This is a genomic window from Occallatibacter sp. (genome assembly GCF_049510455.1).
Taxonomy (GTDB): domain Bacteria; phylum Acidobacteriota; class Terriglobia; order Terriglobales; family Acidobacteriaceae; genus Telmatobacter.
The window spans coordinates 1-20,110 of the sequence record NZ_JBEKYX010000063.1 but is presented as its reverse complement, the minus strand read 5'-3'; the positions used below and the strand labels follow the sequence as shown (position 1 = coordinate 20,110).

The following is a 20,110-nucleotide window of genomic DNA, read 5'->3' as shown; positions in this document are numbered from 1 at the left end:
GTTCCGGCCTATTTGCCAGTGACAGGGCCCATGACGAAGACGGTATTGCCGGAGGCGTCTGGCAGGTCGAAAGTGCGGGCACCCCAGTCTTCGTCTTTTGGGGCGCGTAAAACCTTCACTTTTGGATTCCACTCGTTGTAATAGAGGTCTGTGTCGTTCACGCGGAGCGCCACGCAGGCGTCGCGGTCGTGGCCTGGCATAGGGTTGGCTAGTGTGATTTCCATTTCTCCGCGCGCGACTCCGATCGCGAATGCGTAGCGGCCAATACGGAAATGCGCGGCACGCGGATTTGATTCTCACGCTTGCGTGTTTGGGCGATGTCGTAAGACGACTGCATACGCATCAGCGTGTCCATCTTCACTCCAAAGGCTTTCTCGATGCGGAGCGCCATGTCCCCGGAGAGGTTGGCCTTGCCATTGAGCAGGCTGGACAACGTAGGCCGCGAGACGCGCAACGCTTGTGCCGCCGCCGTAACCGTCAAGCCTGCGGCCTCGATAATCTCCGTCCGAATGAAATCCCCAGGATGGGGCGGATTCTTCATGGGCATGGTTTCTTCTCCTTTGGCCTAGTGGTAGTCCTCTAAATTCACGTCGCAAATCTCGCGTTCGGCTGTGTCGATACGAAAGGTCAACCGCCGATTGGCCGTTACGCTCAGGCTCCATGCGCCCTTGCGGTCGCCCGTCAAGGTATGCGCCTTCCACGAGAGCAGCATCCGCAACTCTTCCGGGTCTTCCATGTCGTCCAGAAAGGCAAGCATCTTGCGGAGCTTGTCCACCGTATCGGGCGGCACGCCCTTTGTGGCATCGTCCGCGTAGAGCTTCTTCAAACCCTTATGGATGAAGTTGCATATTCTCACCTGAACAACTGTAGCCTGTAGCCTAACACTTGCCAAATAAGGAGATAGACGTTTCCGTACTTTTCGGGAAGGATGCTGCGCCCTTCCCGCGCTGCAACCGCCATAGTGCCGGACGTTTTCCGCTTCCGCATTCCACGGACGCAGTTGTGCCCAATTCATCGCGGTTTTATCGCGATGAGCGGGCGGGTCTAAGATGGTCGGATGGCGGGTGACTCACTCATCTGTTTATTAACCCCATCACAACTGCGGATGCCGCATCCTTTCCGTGTTCTTTGCGGAAAGGTTTGGCGTCACCAAAGCCCGCAGCCCAGCCAACCGGAAACACCGCAAAGTGCAGGTATAGTGCTCTCAACCAGCGGGTGCAGACCGTGACCGGCGCCGGAACCACAGAGTTTGTCTTCAACGCGAATGGCCAATGGGTCTCGGTCTGGAATGGGGCCAATAACACGCAGTACCGCGGCGAGTACTACTGGTGCTCGAAGCCTGTGGCCTTCTGCGATAACGGGCAGACCTGCTTCCAGCATCGGGATTGGAATCGAAGGGGCCGGCGTTTATTGTTCCCTCTGTCCCTTTTTCCATTCGCCATCCTCTATCCTTGAAATCGAACGAGGACCCCAATGTACGGCACATACCAATCCCATCTCCAAACCAAAATCGCCGAAATCAAATCCGCCGGCCTCTATAAAAACGAGCGCGTCCTGACCACCCCGCAGCAAGCCCAGGTCTCCACCGGCGGCGAACCCCTCCTCAACCTCTGCGCCAACAACTACCTCGGCCTCGCCAATCACTGGTCCATCGTCCAGGCCGCGCAGCGGGCCCTCGACGAATGGGGCTACGGCCTGGCCAGTGTCCGCTTCATCTGCGGCACGCAGTCTCTGCACAAGCAGCTTGAAGCCCGCATCAGCAGCTTCCTCGGCACAGAAGACACCATCCTTTACAGCTCGTGCTTTGACGCCAACGGCGGCCTCTTCGAAACCATCCTCGACGCCGAAGACGCCATCATCTCCGACGAGCTCAACCACGCCTCCATCATTGACGGCGTCCGCCTCAGCAAAGCTCAACGTTTCCGCTACCGCAACGGCGACATGGACGACCTCGAAGCCAAGCTGCAAGAAGCCTCCACCGCGCGCTACAAGCTCATCGCCACTGACGGCGTCTTCTCCATGGACGGTTACTTCGCCAAGCTCGACAAAATCTGCGATCTCGCCGACAAGTACAACGCCCTCGTCATGGTCGATGACTCCCACGCCGTCGGCTTCATCGGCGAAAACGGCCGCGGCACGCTTGAATTGTGTGGAGTAGAAGGCCGCGTTGACATCATCACCGGCACCCTCGGCAAAGCCCTCGGCGGAGCCAGCGGCGGCTACACCAGCGGCCGCAAAGAAATCATCGAGCTTCTCCGCCAGCGCTCGCGCCCCTACCTCTTTTCCAACTCCGTAGCCCCGCCCATCGCCGGCGCATCGCTTAAAGTCCTGGACCTGCTCTCGGAATCCGGCGACCTCCGCAAGCGCCTCATGGAAAACACGCGCTTCTTCCGCCAAGAGATGACCAAAGCCGGCTTCAACATCCTCCCCGGCTCGCACCCCATCGTCCCCGTCATGTTTGGCGACGCAGTAGTAGCCTCCCGCATGGCCGAAGCCCTGCTCACCAAAGGCATCTACGTCATCCCGTTTTCATATCCAGTAGTCCCGCAAGGCAAAGCAAGAATCCGCACGCAAATCTCCGCCGCCCACACAAGAGAAAATCTGGAATTCGCGTTAGTCAAATTCATCGAAGCCAAATCCGAACTCGGCCTCTGACCGCGATCCCGATGCCTATAACAACTCCAGGCTCTTTGAGAACGCTTTGAAATCTCCATCCCGCGTGATGAGGGCAATATCGGCGTCAATGCAGCATTGTGCAATCAGTGCGTCTCCAAGCCGAGCCTTTCGCTTGCGGCCCAGGGCCTTCGCGCGCAGTCTTCCGGCCCGATGCCAGAAATCATCTTTCAACGGAATCAAAGGAAGCTCCAGCAGAGTTTGCGCCACAGCGGCAGGCAGCTCGGGGTCGCTCAACAATTCCGTAAGCACGGGAGGCGGCATCACAACCTGTCTGGCCTGAAGGGCCTTGGCCAGAGCCAGCACATCCTCACCCGGTTCCCCTTCAAAGAAGCAGATCCAGGTGCTCGTGTCCGCCGCAATCAACGGTCTGCCTTCAGCTCTTGCAGCGTCTTTGAAAATCGAACCTTGCCCTGAAGCTGAAGAAGCCGCTCATACGCTCTGCCGGCCGCAACCAGCTCAAGCCCGGTACGAATCGTCTGCGTAATTCCAGCGCCGCTTGCCTTCTGCGCTTTGGTCAGCAACTCCGCGGGAATCTGCACGGTAATTTTTCTCGCTGCCTGCATCCTGTTCTCCCTGCCATATCGTATACCAGCATTCCAGATGGTATGCGGCAGGCAAACGCCAAACGCCCCGGCTCCGAAAGCCCCGCACGACAAACATCATCGTATTGGGACCCCGGCTCCGGGGCGTCCAGCGAGTATCGTCCTGAGCGAAGTTCCGCGCCATTGCGAAACCCGCGCTCCTGCCGTTATACGTGCTTATCTCCTTTGCTGCCCATTCACGCTGCCATTGCCGGTGCAGAAATCGTACCCAGGCAGGGCGAAGTCGCTGATGTTCAGCCCGCAGTCGCCGAAAACGATGTCATTGAAGCGCCGCTGTTCTCCAGAGTAGAGTGCGGAATTCTCTACTGCGCTGCTCTTGCTGAAGTGACCGGCTGCATTCGTGATCCCCGCCAGCGACGGCGCCGCCACGCTGGTGCCTCCCACAATAAACCATCCGTCACCGAGTACGGGGTTATCGTTAAAGACCCATACGCCGGTGTTCGGATTGGCGTCGAATGACAGGTCCGGCGTTCCGCGCGTGCCGCCAACAATATAGGCAACGTCACGCTGGAATGCCGGCCGCGGCTCAACCTGGCTCGGTCCGCCGCCTGCATCCTGCCACGTGTTTTCCAGGATAAAGTTGCCTGTCGTGCTGTTGCGGGAGATCGTGGTGCCGCCCGCCGCCACCACGTTGGGAGATGCGCTTGGGTATTCCACACCCGGCGTATCACCGGTTGACGCAAAGTAGACAATACCGGGCGTGGTGAATATCCCGTCTTCCGCGGTTTCGCTGCTGAACTCTCCCGCGCCCCAGCTCATCGAAACCTCTCCGCCGCCGGCTGCGGCCACCAGTTTACTGGCCACTTGAACTGCCGCAAAAAGATTATTGAGGCTGCTCGTCGCTGCCTCCACCAGGAAGATTTTGGCCCCAGGCGCCATGGCGTGAGCCCACTGCGTATCGAGTGCTTCCTCTGTCTCCCAGCCGCCTGTGGGGTCGATGCCGGGCTCAGTGCCCTGCGCAAACACCACGGTCAAATCTGCCGCCGGCAGGCCGAACTGAGCCGAAAACTCCGCAATATCTGCCACGGCTGACGGGTCGTCGAAGGCGTCCACCAGCGCAATGGCGCGGCCGCCGCCCGATGGATTGGCCGTGGTCACATTCGGGTTACAGCCGCGGACCGAGGGCTCCGCAAGCTGATAGATACATGCAATCGAAGCCGGCGTTTCAAAAAAGAAACCGGGGAACGGGGGAAGTTCATTGGGCTGCGTGGCGGCCTTGCCGAAGTTCATCTGCGTGGCCGAGGGCACAAGGATGCGCAGGTGCGTGTGGGCCATCGCCTGGCCGGATGCGTTGTTCGCCTGCGGCAAACTGGACCCAGGGATAAAAACATGGCGCTGGGCCTGTGTTTGCGGTGAAAAGCAAAGCAGTGATATTGACACTGCGGAAGTCAAAAGCAAAGTCAGTCGTGTCATGGCTTCTCCTAAAGTGAGTCGTGAAATGGAACCGCGATGATATGAGGATCAACTATGGCAACGAAATCGAAACAAAGCTTTCCATGAGTTTGCCGTGACGCTGTAAGCCTGCATGACGCCGCAGCTTTATTTAAGCCGGATTTCCACTATGGTTTTTTGGCCGGGGCAATTGTACGCCACGGCCTGCTTTTGCGACACAAACTTCGAGAATTAGTTTCTAGAGCATCTCTCCCGAAGGTATAAAGGTCGGTTGCCGTGTCCCCCATCCATGCGCGCTTTTTGCGCATGGGTGGGATAGCACTCCCGTTCGTCCACCGCTCAATCACTCTCCCACTGTGTCCTGCTAAACTTCAACCGATGAAAGCCTCAATCGACACCATCCATATTGGCGGGTGCCTGTAATCTTCAGTACGTTGCTCTCCCCGCATTTGCGAATACGCAGCCATGCTTCTATATACTGGCCATGCCAATCACACGGAGCCATGCCAATGTTTCTTCTGAATACTCGAATCCTCGCCGTCTGCATTGTTCTGGCCGCAAGCCTGACGCAGGCCCAATCCCCCTCTGAAATCCTGATCGGCGATGCCAAATCGCAACCGGAAAGCCTGACCATGGCGCCGGACGGCACGCTGATCGTCGGCAGCGCCAGTTCGCCCTTTGTTTACAAGGTGCGTCCCGGCTCATCTACCGCCGAAAAATTCATTGACGCCAGCGCGGAAGGCCCCGGCACATTCTTCTTCGGCATGCTCGCCGATGCTTCCACGCACACGCTATGGACCTGCCAGCTCACCCCTACACCAAACACCACGCCGGTGCAGCGCCACACCGCGCTCAGAGGCTTTGACCTCACCACAGGAGCGCCAAAGCTCCGCTGGAACCTGCCCGGCGACAACACCACATGCAACGACTTCGCCATCGGGCCGGACAAAGCGCTCTACATCACAGACACCGGCACAGGCAGAATCTACAGGCTCGCGGCCGGCGCATCCACCGCGGATCTGTACCTCGAACATCGAACACTTCAAGGCGTTGACGGCATCACCTTCCTCGACGGCACGCTCTACGTCAACAACGTCATCTTCAACAAGCTCTATCGCATCCCCGTGGACGCTTCCGGCAAGCCCGGCGCGCCTGTAGACATCTGGACGGATCAGCCAATACACGGACCCGATGGCATGCGCGCCGCAAACGGCAAACTCTTCGTAGCCGAAAACGGCAGCGGCAAAATCTCAGCCATCACCGTCAACGGAGACAAGGCAAGCGTGACCGTGCTCAAAGAAGGACTCAAGACACCAACCGGCATAGAGCCTGCTGGCGATACCCTGTGGTTCACCGAGCGCGGCGCAGGCAAAGCCTGGTCGATCCCCATGCCCAAGTAAGAGCTTGATGCCTTTAGTCCTCGGCAAAACTCGTCGTCGGCCTATAGCCTTTAGAAGCAAATGGTTACAATCATTGTGCAAAATATGCGGTTCTATCGTATATTTTGCACATGTGGATTCCGCGCGCCGTTGAGCCCCGGCTTCAACGTTCCTCCAGAACCCGGCCCGTCATCGTGCTCACCGGAGCCAGGCAAACCGGCAAAACTTCGACCTTCCGGCGCCTGTTCCCGAAGCATTCCTTCGTCTCCCTCGATCTTCCCACGGAAGCCGAGCAGGCCGAGAAAGAGCCGCGTGCTTTTCTGCAGCGCTATCCTCCACCCGTCATCATCGATGAGGTGCAATATGCGCCCGGTCTTTTCCGGCATCTCAAGGCCGAAGTCGATGCGCATCGCGCGCGCAATGGCCAGTTCTTGCTAACCGGCTCACAGAAGTTCACATTGATGAAGAATGTCTCCGAGTCCATGGCGGGCAGGGCCGACATCGTGGAGCTTGAAACGCTTTCTTTCTCTGAGATTCGAGCAGCGCTTCCCGGCGTGGGAGTGGAATCAGCCATCGCGCGCGGAGGTTTCCCGGAACTCTACGCAAACCCGGACATCGATCTGGTTGCGTTCTACAACTCATATCTCGCAACCTATCTCGAACGCGATGTGCGTCTCCTCACCAATGTAGGCAGTCTGCGGGACTTCGAACGGTTTGTGCGCGCCTGCGCGCTCCGCTCTGCAAACCTGCTCAACAAGGCCGATCTGGCCCGCGATGTAGGCATTGCGCCTTCCACGGCCAATCACTGGCTCTCCATGCTGGAAGCCTCCGGCCAGATTGTCCTGCTGGAGCCGTGGTTTTCGAATCGCACCAAGTCCATAGTCAAGAGCCCAAAGCTCTACTTCGCTGACACGGGCCTGCTCTGCGCCCTGCTCAACGTCCGCTCGGAGACCGCGCTGCGTCAATCTCCAGCAATCGGCGCTCTCTGGGAGACTTTTGTTTTCGCCCAGCTTCGCGATCGTGAACGGCGCGCCGGCCGCGTGGGCAGCTTGTTCTTCTGGCGCGACCGCACGCGCGAAGTCGATTTTTTAGTAGATGCCGGCGGACGTCTGGAGCTCTACGAAGCGAAGTGGACCGAACTGCCGGACATGGGCGACACGGTAAATCTCGATTTCGTGCGAAATGTGGTGGGTAAATCGCGAGTGGCCGCTGGCGCGGTTCTTTCCCGATCCCCTAACAGCTTTCCGCTCGCCAATGGATTCAGAGCTTTGTCAATCACTGAACTCTCCGAGGAACCCGCGTGAAGAAAACCCTGCTCCCCATCGAACAAATCGCCGCCAAGCTCGACCTCACAGAAGGCCTCTACGAAAAGCGCACCCCGGTCAGCGCCAAGCTAAGTCTCGACCTGCTCAAAGACCAGCGCTTCCATCGCAACGGCCATCTCGTGCTGGTCACAGCAACCACGCCCACTATCTCCGGAGAAGGCAAAACCGTAACATCCATCGGCCTGGCGCAGGGCCTGGAAAAAATCGGCAAGCGCGCCATCCTCACCTCACGCGAGCCGTCCCTCGGCCCTGTCTTCGGCATGAAAGGCGGCGCAGCCGGCGGCGGAAAATCCCAGGTCGAGCCCGCCGAAAAAATCAATCTCCACTTCCACGGCGACTTCCACGCCATCACCTCCGCGCACAACCTTCTCGCCGCGCTTATCGACTCGCACCTCTTCCACGGCAACGAACTAGACCTCGATCCCGACAGCATCACATGGCCGCGCACGCTCGACATGAACGACCGCGCCCTGCGCAGCATCATCGTCAGCGTAACCGCTCCTGACAAAAAGCAGCGCGACGGCAGCAATCGCCCCAGCGGCTTCCTCATCACGGCGGCTTCTGAAGTCATGGCCATCCTCGCGCTCGCCGAGAGCCGCGAAGATCTCCGTACCCGTCTCGCCCGCATCGTCATCGGCCAGGACCGCAAGGGAAATCCCGTGCGCGCAGCCGACCTCAACGCCACCGGCCCCATGATGGCCTTGTTGCGTGAAACTCTACTCCCCAATCTCGTGCAAACCACGGAAGGCACGCCAGCAACGGTCCATTGCGGCCCCTTCGCCAACATCGCTCACGGAACCAGTTCCATCGTCTCGCAAAAAATGGGCATGCAACTTGCCGATTACGTCATCAACGAAACAGGCTTCGCATCGGACCTCGGCTTCGAAAAATACATGGACCTGGTAAGTCCACTTTCCGGCACCAAACCCTCCGCCGCAGTTCTGGTAACAACCGTCCAAAGCGTCAAGCAGCAAGGCGAAGGCGACCTCCAGCGCGGCTTCGCCAACCTCGCAAAACACATCGCCATCGTGCGCAGCTTCGGCCTGCCGCTGGTCGTAGCCATCAACCAATTCCCCAACGACACGCCAGAAGAACTCGACACCCTGCGCACCTTCTGCCTCGCACATGGAGCAGAGTTCGCACTCTCTGAGGCTTATGCCAAAGGCGCGGAAGGTGCAGTCGAGCTCGCACAGAAAGTCGTCGAAGTCATCGCAGCCAATCCCAACCCCGCGCTCACCACCGCTTATGAATCCACCGACCCCGTACTCGAAAAAATCACAAAGGTAGCGCAAAAAATCTACGGCGCAGATGCCGTCGAATTAAGCGACCGCGCCAAAGAAAGCCTCGCCCGCTTCACTCGCTGGGGCTTCGGCCAGCTCCCCATCTGCATCGCCAAAACACAGTACTCGCTCAGCGACGACCCCAAACTCCTCGGCGCACCCACCGGCTGGACGCTCCACATCACAGACATCGCACTCTCCGCCGGCGCAGGTTTTTTAGTAGTCATCTCCGGCTCCATGATGCTCATGCCCGGCCTGCCCAAACTCTCCCGCGCCCTCGCCATTGACGTAGACGAACACGGCGAAATCATCGGTATGTCGTAAAGTCGGAGAGACTCAAGATGACAAGCGCAGAACAAAACCTCTACAAACCACTAGCAGGAAAAACCGCGCTAGTCACCGGAGCCGCGCAGGGCGTAGGCAAGGGAATCGCTCTTGCATTAGCACGCGCAGGCTGCACCGTAGCCATCAACGACAAAGAAGAATCCCCACTCACCTATCAGATCATCCATGAGATTCGCACCCTCGGCTCGGAAGCCTTCGCCGCACCCGCAGACCTCAGATCCAGCGCAGGCATCCAGAGTATGTTCGATCGCCTGGCTCAGAAATTTACCCGGCTCGACATCCTCGTAAACAACGCGGGAACGCAAACCTGGGCGCCATTCCTCGAACTCGAAGAAAGCGCATGGGACCGCGACATTGACACAAACCTCAAGGGAACATTCCTCTGCTCTCAAGCCGCCGCCCGCTGGATGAAAGACACCGGAGGCGGTGGGATCATCAACATCGGCTCCGGCAGCATCAAGCTGCCGTTCCCGCGCCTCGTCTCTTACAGCGTCAGCAAAGCCGGTATCGCAGCATTAACAACCATAGCCGCCACCGAACTCGGCCAATACAACATCCGCGTCAACTGCGTCGCTCCCGGAGCCATCCTGACCGAGCGCACAGAGCAGGAAGACCCACAATACGCGGCCATCTGGGCAACAGAAGCCCCCATCGGACGCGTCGGCATGCCTAAAGATGTCGGTGATGCAGTCGTGTTCTTAGCGTCCGATCAGGCATCCTTCATCAGCGGCCAGACACTCTGGGTAGATGGCGCCGCATTCTCTAAGCCCAACTGGCCCTACAAGCTCGATTGAAGCAGACACCCGCACACCCCACTACGTCCAAGGCAAAGTAGTCTTCACACCATCGGAATAAGCCTGCAACTCAATCGTGCGCTCGGCCTGGCTCACATCGCCCTTCTTTTTTGCGTAATCGTCAGTGTTCGCGTTTAAAGCCGGTTCCACCGTAAACACTGACACTCCGCGTTTGCCTTCGATTTTTGCCTCGCGATAGGGGGAACGAACATGGGACACCCTGTCAGATCACGTGATTATCGGTGGCGGCTTAAGGTAATCCGAAATACCCCTTGGTCTATGCCCGGATTCAACAATCCGATATCGGCATTCGAGATGTGCCTGTAGAGATATTCGATCCGAAACGAATAATTTTTGGTAACGAAGACCTGCACTCCGGGGCCGAAGGAAAACTGAAAATTGATAGACGACGCTTCGTCAACGGGGATAGTCCGCTGCGTAAAAACCATCCCAACATTCGTTAAGAACGTTGGCTGAACTCTTTTCCTTGGCCGAAGGATGACGCGCGATCCCAATGGAGCCGTGGCAAATCCGTATGTGATTTCATTCGGCCCAGGCACTGGATTCACCGGAACGCAAGTCGGGTAATACGTTATGCAGTCCTCGGGAGGAGATCCTCCGTGCGTCAGGACGACCCGGGCCGAGCCTGTTGGATAAAAGGTAGTAATCCCATCATAGGTTTCTGTGTATCCAGTAATAGCTGGATCGCTCTCGCGGTAAAGCGGACTCACCTCACCGGCATACTCCAGTTTTACGCTGCCATTCTCCAGAAGCCGATGCGTATATTCAAAGCCCGCGGTAGTAATTTCTCTTCCCTCGGAAATACCGATGAGGATGTGGCTGGAGTTCGACGAATATGTCGTTGTAACTCCATAACTCGATCTGAAATCAAATCGGTTCTCCTGCTGCCCAAATAATGCGATTGTGTGGAAGCAGATCAAGAATGCGCACGACGCGATTGTTTTTTTCATTCTTATCCCTTGGGGCGCGGATGTTCATCCGCGCCCCTTTTAAGTTGTTAAGGAAGCTGTAGTGGCAAGGTGATGAGCGAATTACTCTCCGGCATTGTGAGATATAGCATGGTTGAAGTCAGCGTGACCCCTCGGATCGGATACGGAGTGGTACCGCCGATCAATATATTGCCTGTTGAGAGCGAGGATACGGTGAAGGAAGTTCCATTCGCGGACGCGATGATGTCGCCATTGGAATAGGAAGAATTGTAGATGGGAGGGTTAAAGGCATTTTGCGCTGGAAACGCGAGGTCGGTAGCGATACTTGAGGAAGCATAAGGAGCTGCATCTGCTACGATTGCTGTTCCAGTCGAACTCCCGCTCGAAACAGAGATTGAGCCGGTAGTCGAATACGAAATCCCAGCGGATGTGCTGGATGTAATTGCATCGCTGCCAGTGGTCCCACTGCTCAAAGATGGCTTGCTTACATATGCTGCATTCCCATTTTGAAGAACAGTGCTGACAAATGCCCCTTCAGACGCGTCATAGCTCATACCTGCCATGGTGCCGTTAAGGGAATATGTTGTCCCCACAGCATAGGTTGACAGATTAATCTTGGCAAGATATCCCTGTCCTCCGACCCAGAGGTTACCACTGCTGTCAAATGCCACCGATGTCGGATGTGCGCTCACGCTGATCGTATGAGTGACGTCGACACTCTGAAGGCTCACCTCGGATACAGTATTACTGCCGTAATTCGCGATATACGCATAAGTTCCGGCGGGGTTAATCGCAGCGGCAACCGGTGCCGTGCCTACTGAGACTGTTCCTGTTGGGTAGCTATATTCGCCAATACTGACCAATGAAACATTGTTGCTCCCGGTATTCACAACAAGTGCGGATTGTGCCCCGGAATAAGTCGTTAAAGTCGATGGACCGCAAGAGCCGCTCTGACTAACCGTCTGGCCCTGGGCGTTATAAGGGATAACAACTGTTGGGCGGGTTCCAACGGAAATAGTGTTCGAGGAGCTTCCTACAGCAAGCTTACCTTCCGACATCAGTGTTACCAGTGGAAGCGCGCTCCCGCCATAATTTGTTGTGCTGGTCGTTGCGCCTCCCGCGCACGGCCCATTATTCGTCGCATGCCATGTGAATGTCTCCACGGTTTCCGCGGGGATTGCCACAGCGACTCCGAACGCGGACGAGTATGTTGTGTCATTGTGCGCAATGAAAAATGGTTCCATTCCGTTAGTGGTAAGGCTCGTGCCACTCCCGGTGGTAATTGTGGTTATATACGCTCCCGCTGGAAGACTCGTAGGATATGGAAAAGTAGCGCTGGCGCCGCCTGAAGCAATCGAATCGGCAGTCATCGTAGCTGGATTCGCAAAAGATGTGTTGTAGATGTTCAGTTGAGTGGCAGCGGCTGCAGTCTGGATCGGCGAGAATGCATGAACCTGAATGGTTGAGGGTAATGCATTGTCAAGTGCAAATTGTGGACTCACTTCAGAAGGAGCGAAATCTGGATTTGTGGGAATGTTTTGATAACATGTGAAGCTTTGAGATGGATCGGACAGTTGAACAGGCCAATAAGCTTCATATTCATTTGGAGCGACCTGTACGTTGTTGTAGACTGCGGGACTGGTCAATTGATCATAAGGGTAGGTCGGGCTATAGCACGTGTCGTTCGATATGTTCCATTGAAAATTCCAATACGCAGGCATTTCGGCGTTATTAATGACCGCGCTCGGATTTGTAACTACACTAAACTCTGTGACACTGCCAACTAACGAATGGCCATCGTAGCCTGAATCGGTTGCTTGCATTTGACCGGCAATTGGTTGGTTACTCAACGGTACGCTAACAGTACCGCCTGTAGTAAATTTTCCAAGAAGTGTATTGACTTGAAGATTGTTGTTGATGCTCGTACATCCTGCGAGCGTGAAAGCCAAGCCACACATAAGTGGGATATTCCGTAATGAAAACTTCATCCAATGTGAATGCTGTCTTTGAGCGTGGTGGGGGGCGGGTAAAGATGAACGAATGTGTTCTCTCCTTCGGCGGATTTGATCTCCGCAATGAGGTTATTCGTCACAATTCCAGCGCGAGCAAGTGTGATACGGCTCTGCAAATGCCGCGATGGAAAATCAGCGTTGTCAATGCAGAGTCAAAGAAATCGCAAGGGGGCCCAGCCTTGGATTCATTCAGCACGGTAATGCGCACTGGGAAGTAATCTTGTGGATCGAAGGCGAACTCATATGAGCACAAATCTAAAAATAGAGTCAACAAATTTTTTTAGTTACGAAAGTCCAATGCCCTTTCGTACCCAACTCACATCTCAGATAGTTTTCACATAATTAAGGTCGATTGTGCTCTACTGATAATCAGCAGGAAAACCAAGGCCCGAATCCCACCGGATTCGGGCCTTTTCATTTTCAGCAATATCGGCAATGGAGGAGGGTTACAGTCCATGGTTCACGATCTGTATGTCACTTGCAGCCCGTCCTCTGTACCCTGCTCCCTGGGTCGCACAGTTGCACAGTTTCAGAATGAAGATCGCATAAAGATTCGGATAGAAACTGTGGAGACGGCCGTAACCATCACAAATCAAGCCACTTCGGAATCAACCGTGCACAGGATAGCTGAAGTTCTACTGCCCCATCAGCTTCGCGCCCCAGATCAGCAGCGCCCCGCCGGCCAGAATCCTGTAGATCGCAAAGATCGTAAACCCATGCTTCCGCACCCAGGCCAGGAACCACTCCACCACGCCAAAAGCCACAATGAAGGAGACAACAAAGCCGATGGTCAGCACAATCCACCGCTCGCCCGTCATCACCACATGCGCCGGTTCTACGCCGGCAAGCTGCGCCGCCCGGCTCGGATGAATCTCCTTGAACAGGTCATAAGCTGTCGCCGCCAGCATCGTCGGAATCGAGAGCAGAAAGCTGAACTCCAGCGCCGTCGGCCGGTCCATCCCCGCCAGTTGCCCGGAGGCAATCGTGGACATCGACCGAGATGTGCCCGGAAAGATCGCCGAAAGCGACTGGCACAGCCCAATCCAGATCGCCTGCAGAATGTTCATATCTTCCACATGCTCGGTCGAAGGATCGCTGCGCGAGGCCCAGTAATCGACAGCCCACATAATCACGCCGCCAATCACCAGCGCCAGCGCAATCGCCGTCAGGCTGCCCAGGTGCTTATCGCTCCACTTCTTCAGCGCCAGCGCCGGAATCGTCGTGAAGATAAACGCAATCATCGTCAGCGAGATAGGATGCGTGAAAAAGTTTTTATCGCCTCGTTCGCCGCGAGGAAAGGTCCGGAAAAAATCCAGAATCCGGCTCAGGTACAGAAGAAGCAGCGCAAAAATCGCACCCGCCTGAATCACCACCGTGTACATCGCCCAGTACGCATCGTCCAGCGGAATCTTCATCATCGCTTCGGCAATACGCAGGTGGGCCGTCGAACTCACCGGCAGAAACTCGGTTAAACCCTCAACAATGCCCAGAATCACGGACTGTAAATAAGCGTTCACACGCCCTCCGGAATAAGCCAGAAGTAAAAATCAAAATGAATAAAACGGAAAATATCGTCCTCGAACGTCACAAAGCCCGCTGCAAAGGGATATTTCGATCATACGACCCCGCAGCGGCTGCGCGTGTTGCATCTCGGATTCGCTTTCTTAGCTACTCGTGCTCGATGCCGTAAACCGGAACGCCCTGATCGATACGGAAAGCCAGCGCCGCGGCCCGGCCCGCATAATCCGTCTGCGGAAACTTGTCCTTCAGCCACCCGGCAAGCTCATGCGCCCGCCCCTTCGCCGTATTCGCGTTTTTGTCATTACCGTCCGCGGAGAACATATCCACCAGCACCGCCTGCCGGTAGGTCGCCGCATACAGCGCCTCCGCAGTCCTCGGCCCATCCGGATGTTCACTGGCATATTTTTCGTACAAATCAGACTCTTTCTCCGGGCATTTTTCCTGCCCCTGCCAGTCGCCGCACAGCTTGTTGTCGATCAGCTCAAAGGCCGCCATATCCGCCTGCCGCGTATGCGGATAGAACTTAATGACCTTCTTCATCTCATCCTCGTCCATCTGCTCGCGCAAATACGCATCGCGTTCCTTAGCAGAGGGCCGCGATGCCGAATCGGCTTTCTGAATCTGCCACTGGATGTCCGCCGCGCGCCAGGCAGCCTCCGGCGCCAGCGGCGAGTTCGGAAACATCTCTACAATCCTGCGATACAGCAGCCTGGCACTCTTCGCCGCATTCGCCGGCCCACGCGGATCGTTTGCCAGCGACTCCTCGTTCGCCGCCTCGCCCATCAGGATTTGTTCGCCGTTCGGCGTGGTCTCTATCACCACTCCCTTGGCCTCAATCCAGCCCGAAACAGGCGGCGGGATCGAGTCCGGACTGCCAATCAACGGCGTATCCGGGCTCTCATGCTCCAGTTGAATGTCGGTATTTGCATACACGCGCATCCATGGCCCGTTGTGCTCGGCAATCACCATCTCGCGGCCAATCTGCACACGGTCCATCTTCTGCGAGTTCAGGTCCGCCGCCACATACAGCCACGTAACTCGCAGCACAACCGCCCTTGGCCCAGCCATCGGCTTCTGTAGATTGTCAGTCTTTTTCTTCTGTGCTCCGGCATGGAGCACAAAAAGCACCATGGCGCAAATCGATAGTACGCAAGCAAAACGTTTCATCATCAGAATCATAGTTCAAACGACGCAAGGAATTCGTTTCGGTAAGCACGCGCCCTGGAGGGTGCGGGTACGGGCGAGGCTGCCCCGACGGGTAAGGGTGAGGGTGCCCCCGGTCCCTAGCCTTTGGGGACCGGGGATGGAAGCCACCCGGGGATGGAAGCCACGCATATCCATCGGTGTATCCTCATCCTGCATGAACGGTAAGCGTATCCGTTATCAACAAACGGGAGAGTTTCACTTCCTCACCTGGAGTTGTTATCGTCGCCGAGCCTGCCTGTCGGCGGCGCCGGCCATGGAGCTTTTTGAGGACGCGCTGGAGCGCGTGCGTCTCCGGTATCTCTTCGCGGTTGCTGGATACGTCGTCATGCCGGAGCATGTGCATCTGCTGGTCAGCGAGCCACAGCGAGCGCTTTTATCCCGAGCGGTTCAGGCTCTCAAGCTGTCCGTCTCGATGCGCAGCAAGGAAAGGCCCTTCTGGCAGGCCCATTATTATGACTTCAATGTCTCATCGCACAGCAAGTTTGTGGAGAAGCTGCGCTACATGCATCGCAACCCGGTTCGCCGCGGATTGGCTGCCAAACCGGAAGATTGGAAGTGGTCGAGCGTCCTCCACTATCAAACAGGCATGCGCGGAACCGTGGAGATCGAATCGGAGTGGACGGCTCGTGAGAGAGGCTGGCAACTGCCCGAATGGATGCGCGCCCGCGGGCCGGATTCCCATGACTCCCCGGTCCCCAAAGGCGAGGGACCGGGGGCACCCTCACACTCGACGGATGCCGAGCCTATATGAGATCGGGGCCACCCGCCTTTCCCATCGGCTCGGCGGGGCACCTTTACGGCCTGTTCACGTATACCCTTGATTTCATTAGCGATCTCACCATACAGAGCTCTCATTTGAACCAAAATCTCGGTCAAAAAGTTCAAACTGGATCGCGAAAGGTCCACCAAAGTTATACCCGCCACAAAAACAAATCCCAGCGGCAATAGCCCTCTCCCACCTCCGCACGCCACGCATACGCTGTCCGGCGAGGTGAGAGCGAAGCGGAGAGCAGCTTCTGAGAGGGCTTGATGTTGCTGCCGGCCAGCAAGCAAAAAAATGCCCAGCCATCACACGGATGGCTGGGCAAGGAGTAAAGCTGCTACTGCACGATCACGGTAATCGTGGTGTTATGGATGATGCCGTTGGGCGAGGTTCCGGTCACCACAACGTTGTACGTTCCATTCGCCGCATCGACTGGTGGTGGTGCTACAGGCGTCGGAGTGGGCGGCGGCGCTTGATGTTGACCGCACCCGGCCGCTGTCAGAAGCACGGCCATCACCAGGGCGCTGACGATCATCTGTCCGAAGCGGCGGCGCCGCGGAAGAACGATCAACAACATGCAGGCAAGGACCGAGCCGGCGATCCGCCCAAAGGGCGTCGTCATGCCGTTCAAGTTCACTGTGGCGTTCGAGAAGGTACAGATCAGGGCGCTCGGCGCGGCGCAGGTGAGTGCCACCGTGCTGTTGAACCCATTCACCGATCCCAGGCTGATCATGGCCGTGCCCGTGCTGCCAGATTGGATGGCCACGTTGGGCGTCAGCGTCGAGAAGGTGAAGTCCGTGGGATCGTCGTACAGCGTGGTGTACGCGCTGGTGGATGCGGCGTAATTCTTGTCTCCAAGGTAGATCGCGCCGAACACGTCGTTTCCAGCTATCAACTCACTTGCCAGGACTGAGGTCGTCGCGCTCGAAGTATTGCCGGTTCCTGGAACAAGTGTAGCTGGGCCGAACGGGTTGTTATTAGCACCCACTAGCATCTCGACCTTGCCCGTAGGTGCGACCGTTCCCGACCCCGTCACCGTCGTGGTCAAGGTCACAACGGTGCTCAGGCCGATATTGGTGAGGTCGGCTGGATTGCTGGTGAAGGTGGTCGTGGACGGCAGCAATGCGCCTGCCGCTGGAGCGTTCACTACAACAGGGTAGGTGAGAGTAGCCGACGAGTAGTTGGTGTCCCCGCTATAGGTGACAATGAGCGAGTAATTCCCCACCGCCAACGCGGGGTAGAACTCCGTTGCTCCTCCTGTCGTGGGAACGTTGCCATTGTTAATTTCCGGGATGATGGGAAGAGTTACAGGCGCGGCGCTTCCGAGCTGGAACGTCATGGTCCCGGTGGGTTGAGCCCCGGTGAACGCTGAATTGCCCGTTACGACTGCCTCGAATTCCGCTGCCTGCCCAGCAGTGTAATCGGATTTGCCAGCACATGTGGACGTCCCTACTGGTGTGCAGAATGTTGTGCCATCGGGGAAAATAGTGATCGCGCTTGTCACCTGCGTTACAGTGAACTGCAACGGAGAGGTTGTCGAAGCGTTATAGCTGGCATCGCCGCTGTAGCTGGCGGTGATGGTATGGCTGCCAATGGAGAGGAAGGAACCCTTGAACTCCGCCGCCCCCGCAACATTGACGGCGGCTGTCCCGAGCACAGTCGATCCATCGCTGAATGTTACCGTGCCCGTCGCAGCTCCCTGGCTACCCGACGCCGCAGCGATCGTGACATCCAACACGAGGTCGCTTCCATAAGGAACGGAACTACCCGCTGTGATGTTGCCGACGGCCGCAGGGGTGACGCTCTCGTTCGCGTATTCCGCGCTAAGCGTAAGAACGCTTGCTTCCGGAGTGATCGTAACGCTGACCGGCTGCGACTGGCTGGGGCCGTTGATGCCATCGCCGTTGAACTGCGCGGTGATGGTATAGGTGCCTCCGGGAAGCGTAGTGAACGTCTGCTGAACGCTGCCATTGCTGCCGAGCACCAGGGCGTCAAGGCCCTTATTGTTAGGAAGCGGGGTGCTGGCGACCAACGCCACAGGACCTGAAGGCACTCCGTTTCCAGTCACCGTCACGCTCGCCAGAACGCCCTGTCCATGGGTGCTGGTGGTGGGGGTCAGCGAGAGCGTCGTGCTGCTCGGAGCGTAGGTGATCTTGCCCCAGTTGGTATAGAGCTGGTTTACGTCGACGGTTCCCAGCCCCGAGGCCTGGTCGTATCCCGCGGTGGCGTAGTAGCCCTGCAAGGAGTCGAGCCCGTCTCCGTTGGTATCGGGCGAACAACCATTGACGAGGCCGTAGAGGAGCACGAAAATGAAGTCACCAGTGCAGTTCTGATTGTTACTGCCCACCGTGATGTCGTTGAAGGCCGTGGGAAACTGTCTCGCCAGCGGATAGAGCGTATAGTTCGCCTGCCCCTGCGGGCCGTACTTCTGTTCGATCAGCGCGAGGACGCCGGCCATGGCAGGCGCCGAAGCCGAGGTTCCACCGACTGCTGTGACGATCGGCTGACCGTTTGAGGGATTGAGATCGGTAACGGTGCATTCGCCGGCGAAAGCGCAGATCGGCCAGACAACTCCGTTGTACCCGGCCGATGCGAAGAGCGAGACGTCCGGGAGGTCGCGCACCTTATCGTTCGGCACGCCCGGGCCTACCTGCCAACTGGGTTTGGGCCAGCCGGCGATGCACACCGGGAACGTGAACCCTAAGGCATCGGGGACGCCAGGGCTCGACGTCGCACAACTGCTTGCCCCACCGCCGCCTCCAACGGGAAAGCCATCATACAATATAAGCGGGTCAGGATCGTACGTCGTGCTGTTCAGGCCGTAGTTCGATGCGTTCCACGGCTGTTCGGTCATCGGCTTCTGGAGTGAGCCCAGGTTGGCATCGTTGGCATTGCTCCAGTAGCTGGCGATGCTGGCGCCGCCGGTCGCGTAGTCGCCAAAGTAGGCGTCGGTTCCACCCACAGCCACGTTCCAGGGGGTTGACGCAAAGCCATTAACGCCAAGGCCGAGGAGCGGAAATAAAGACGAAGCAGACCCGGTATCGCCCGCTGCAACCAACACGGTCTGCCCCTGAGCGGCTGCCTGCTCCCACAAATCGTTGAAGAATTGGTTGGAGGATTCGGGAACATCTCCTTCGTTGCTGGAAAAGCTAAAACTGAGGATGGAGGCGGCATCGTCATTGACCGCCCGCACCATGGAAAAATTGATTCCACCCTCCCCCAACAGCCCTTCTGACCCTGCGATGTACAGCTTCACCGTTGCCGCCGGCGCGATGGCTCCGGCATTCTCGACATCCAGGTAGGCTTCAAGTGCGGCACCGTTAATGCCAGGGTCGTTGCCGTCGATGATGACCTGCGGAGGATTCGCCGGCAGACCGAACAGCGTGCGATAGGCGTTGACCAGGCTGATGTCGATGTTCGATTCGTTGATGATGCCGATGGTCACACCCGCGCCAGTCACATTCGCAGCCTGTAGCGGCTTCACGTCATACTGTGTGGCAAAGTCTTCCGGGGTCAGCAAATAAATCGGAGGCGCTCCCGCCTGGCCAGGAACGGTCCACTGGGGGATGCCCTGGTGCGTCTTCGGATTGTATTGGGCCTGTCCCGGCGTCACGTACAGCGGCTTCGGCTGGAAGTCGTTCAACTGGGTGACGCCACTGACGACGGCGCTGAAGGCCGCCGGGACCTGCGGGTCGGTGGCGTTCGCGTAGTGCGTCTCGTTGTTCGTGGTGGTGTACTTGTGGATCGAGGTATGGAACGCCTCGTTGACCTGCCCGATGGTGCCGCTGAACTCAATGGAGGACTTGCCGGAGGAGACCTTGGCAACGGTCAGTCCATGCGACTGCATCCACGCGGTCACCTGCTG

At 57.3% G+C, this 20,110-nt stretch carries 18 protein-coding genes; 6 read left to right on the top strand and 12 right to left on the bottom strand.

The features are described 5' to 3' along the window. Positions 1 to 8 precede the first annotated feature (8 nt). Genes ABSG47_RS13015 through ABSG47_RS20960 form a run of 3 tightly spaced genes read right to left on the bottom strand, consistent with a single transcriptional unit; the run spans position 9 to position 1,015 of the window. The gene (locus tag ABSG47_RS13015) at positions 9 to 224 is read right to left on the bottom strand and encodes a VOC family protein (protein ID WP_424170124.1); all 216 of its coding nucleotides are present in this window, start codon (positions 222 to 224) and stop codon (positions 9 to 11) included. Continuing rightward, positions 209 to 541: a HigA family addiction module antitoxin gene (locus ABSG47_RS13010; protein ID WP_424170123.1), complete on the bottom strand. Its 333-nt coding sequence runs from the start codon at positions 539 to 541 to the stop codon at positions 209 to 211. Before ABSG47_RS13010 ends, ABSG47_RS13015 begins: the two co-directional genes overlap by 16 nt. A gap of 24 nt (positions 542 to 565) precedes the next feature. Continuing rightward, the gene (locus ABSG47_RS20960) at positions 566 to 1,015 is read right to left on the bottom strand and encodes a type II toxin-antitoxin system RelE/ParE family toxin (RefSeq protein ID WP_481133035.1); all 450 of its coding nucleotides are present in this window, start codon (positions 1,013 to 1,015) and stop codon (positions 566 to 568) included. A 458-nt stretch (positions 1,016 to 1,473) separates the two neighbouring features. Between ABSG47_RS20960 and ABSG47_RS13000 the strand changes: the two genes are divergently transcribed. Then, on the top strand, positions 1,474 to 2,655 hold the full coding sequence (locus ABSG47_RS13000; RefSeq protein WP_424170121.1) for a glycine C-acetyltransferase: 1,182 nt from the start codon (positions 1,474 to 1,476) through the stop codon (positions 2,653 to 2,655). Between the two features lie 15 nt (positions 2,656 to 2,670). On the opposite strand, the gene ABSG47_RS12995 is transcribed toward ABSG47_RS13000, so the two are convergent. The 3 genes from ABSG47_RS12995 to ABSG47_RS12985 all read right to left on the bottom strand — a co-directional run bounded on the left by ABSG47_RS12995 (position 2,671) and on the right by ABSG47_RS12985 (position 4,691). Further along, positions 2,671 to 3,039: a PIN domain-containing protein gene (locus ABSG47_RS12995; RefSeq protein WP_424170120.1), complete on the bottom strand. Its 369-nt coding sequence runs from the start codon at positions 3,037 to 3,039 to the stop codon at positions 2,671 to 2,673. Continuing rightward, positions 3,036 to 3,239, bottom strand: a complete 204-nt coding sequence (locus ABSG47_RS12990; protein ID WP_424170119.1) for a hypothetical protein — start codon at positions 3,237 to 3,239, stop codon at positions 3,036 to 3,038. The genes ABSG47_RS12995 and ABSG47_RS12990 overlap by 4 nt, the downstream gene beginning before the upstream one ends. 195 nt (positions 3,240 to 3,434) lie before the next feature. Beyond that, positions 3,435 to 4,691, bottom strand: coding sequence for a S53 family peptidase (locus tag ABSG47_RS12985; RefSeq protein WP_424170118.1), 1,257 nt, complete (start codon positions 4,689 to 4,691; stop codon positions 3,435 to 3,437). 482 nt (positions 4,692 to 5,173) lie between these two features. Between ABSG47_RS12985 and ABSG47_RS12980 the strand changes: the two genes are divergently transcribed. From ABSG47_RS12980 to ABSG47_RS12965, 4 genes are all read left to right on the top strand, one after another. Then, positions 5,174 to 6,070 (top strand): SMP-30/gluconolactonase/LRE family protein, encoded by an 897-nt coding sequence (locus ABSG47_RS12980; RefSeq protein ID WP_424170117.1) that lies wholly within the window; start codon positions 5,174 to 5,176, stop codon positions 6,068 to 6,070. A 110-nt stretch (positions 6,071 to 6,180) separates the two neighbouring features. Next, the gene (locus ABSG47_RS12975; RefSeq protein ID WP_424170116.1) at positions 6,181 to 7,353 is read left to right on the top strand and encodes an ATP-binding protein; all 1,173 of its coding nucleotides are present in this window, start codon (positions 6,181 to 6,183) and stop codon (positions 7,351 to 7,353) included. After that, positions 7,350 to 8,978, top strand: coding sequence for a formate--tetrahydrofolate ligase (locus tag ABSG47_RS12970; protein ID WP_424170115.1), 1,629 nt, complete (start codon positions 7,350 to 7,352; stop codon positions 8,976 to 8,978). The genes ABSG47_RS12975 and ABSG47_RS12970 overlap by 4 nt, the downstream gene beginning before the upstream one ends. 17 nt (positions 8,979 to 8,995) lie before the next feature. Further along, positions 8,996 to 9,793, top strand: a complete 798-nt coding sequence (locus ABSG47_RS12965) for an SDR family NAD(P)-dependent oxidoreductase (protein WP_424170114.1) — start codon at positions 8,996 to 8,998, stop codon at positions 9,791 to 9,793. Positions 9,794 to 9,814: 21 nt separating this feature from the next. On the opposite strand, the gene ABSG47_RS12960 is transcribed toward ABSG47_RS12965, so the two are convergent. The 5 genes from ABSG47_RS12960 to ABSG47_RS12940 form a co-directional block, all read right to left on the bottom strand. Beyond that, entirely contained in the window at positions 9,815 to 10,012 is a 198-nt protein-coding gene (locus ABSG47_RS12960; RefSeq protein ID WP_424170113.1) for a hypothetical protein, read from the bottom strand. A gap of 17 nt (positions 10,013 to 10,029) precedes the next feature. Then, positions 10,030 to 10,764 (bottom strand): acyloxyacyl hydrolase, encoded by a 735-nt coding sequence (locus ABSG47_RS12955; protein ID WP_424170112.1) that lies wholly within the window; start codon positions 10,762 to 10,764, stop codon positions 10,030 to 10,032. 47 nt (positions 10,765 to 10,811) lie between these two features. Next, positions 10,812 to 12,701: a YncE family protein gene (locus ABSG47_RS12950; RefSeq protein ID WP_424170111.1), complete on the bottom strand. Its 1,890-nt coding sequence runs from the start codon at positions 12,699 to 12,701 to the stop codon at positions 10,812 to 10,814. A 689-nt stretch (positions 12,702 to 13,390) separates the two neighbouring features. Beyond that, complete coding sequence (locus ABSG47_RS12945; protein ID WP_424170110.1) at positions 13,391 to 14,272, bottom strand: undecaprenyl-diphosphate phosphatase; 882 nt, start codon at positions 14,270 to 14,272, stop codon at positions 13,391 to 13,393. A gap of 151 nt (positions 14,273 to 14,423) precedes the next feature. Further along, a complete protein-coding gene (locus tag ABSG47_RS12940) occupies positions 14,424 to 15,446 on the bottom strand; it encodes a tetratricopeptide repeat protein (RefSeq protein WP_424170109.1) in 1,023 nt (340 codons plus the stop codon). A gap of 133 nt (positions 15,447 to 15,579) precedes the next feature. Here ABSG47_RS12940 and ABSG47_RS12935 point away from each other — a divergent pair, with 133 nt between their 5' ends. Further along, entirely contained in the window at positions 15,580 to 16,233 is a 654-nt protein-coding gene (locus ABSG47_RS12935; protein WP_424170108.1) for an REP-associated tyrosine transposase, read from the top strand. A 349-nt stretch (positions 16,234 to 16,582) separates the two neighbouring features. On the opposite strand, the gene ABSG47_RS12930 is transcribed toward ABSG47_RS12935, so the two are convergent. Then, positions 16,583 to 20,110, bottom strand: a 3,528-nt coding sequence (locus tag ABSG47_RS12930) for an Ig-like domain repeat protein (RefSeq protein ID WP_424170107.1), incomplete at its 5' end; no start/stop codon positions are given.

Bases quoted from the DNA above. Each gene is read 5' to 3' on its own strand.
- ABSG47_RS12950 (WP_424170111.1), bottom strand. From the start codon at position 12,701: ATGTGTGGCTTGGCTTTCACGCTCGCAGGATGTACGAGCATCAACAAC.
- ABSG47_RS12955 (WP_424170112.1), bottom strand. From the start codon at position 10,764: ATGAAAAAAACAATCGCGTCGTGCGCATTCTTGATCTGCTTCCACACA.
- ABSG47_RS12985 (WP_424170118.1), bottom strand. From the start codon at position 4,691: ATGACACGACTGACTTTGCTTTTGACTTCCGCAGTGTCAATATCACTG.
- ABSG47_RS12980 (WP_424170117.1), top strand. From the start codon at position 5,174: ATGCCAATGTTTCTTCTGAATACTCGAATCCTCGCCGTCTGCATTGTT.
- ABSG47_RS12940 (WP_424170109.1), bottom strand. From the start codon at position 15,446: ATGATGAAACGTTTTGCTTGCGTACTATCGATTTGCGCCATGGTGCTT.
- ABSG47_RS20960 (WP_481133035.1), bottom strand. From the start codon at position 1,015: ATGAATTGGGCACAACTGCGTCCGTGGAATGCGGAAGCGGAAAACGTC.
- ABSG47_RS12990 (WP_424170119.1), bottom strand. From the start codon at position 3,239: ATGCAGGCAGCGAGAAAAATTACCGTGCAGATTCCCGCGGAGTTGCTG.
- ABSG47_RS12965 (WP_424170114.1), top strand. From the start codon at position 8,996: ATGACAAGCGCAGAACAAAACCTCTACAAACCACTAGCAGGAAAAACC.
- ABSG47_RS12935 (WP_424170108.1), top strand. From the start codon at position 15,580: ATGGAAGCCACCCGGGGATGGAAGCCACGCATATCCATCGGTGTATCC.
- ABSG47_RS13015 (WP_424170124.1), bottom strand. From the start codon at position 224: ATGGAAATCACACTAGCCAACCCTATGCCAGGCCACGACCGCGACGCC.
- ABSG47_RS13000 (WP_424170121.1), top strand. From the start codon at position 1,474: ATGTACGGCACATACCAATCCCATCTCCAAACCAAAATCGCCGAAATC.
- ABSG47_RS12975 (WP_424170116.1), top strand. From the start codon at position 6,181: ATGTGGATTCCGCGCGCCGTTGAGCCCCGGCTTCAACGTTCCTCCAGA.
- ABSG47_RS13010 (WP_424170123.1), bottom strand. From the start codon at position 541: ATGAAGAATCCGCCCCATCCTGGGGATTTCATTCGGACGGAGATTATC.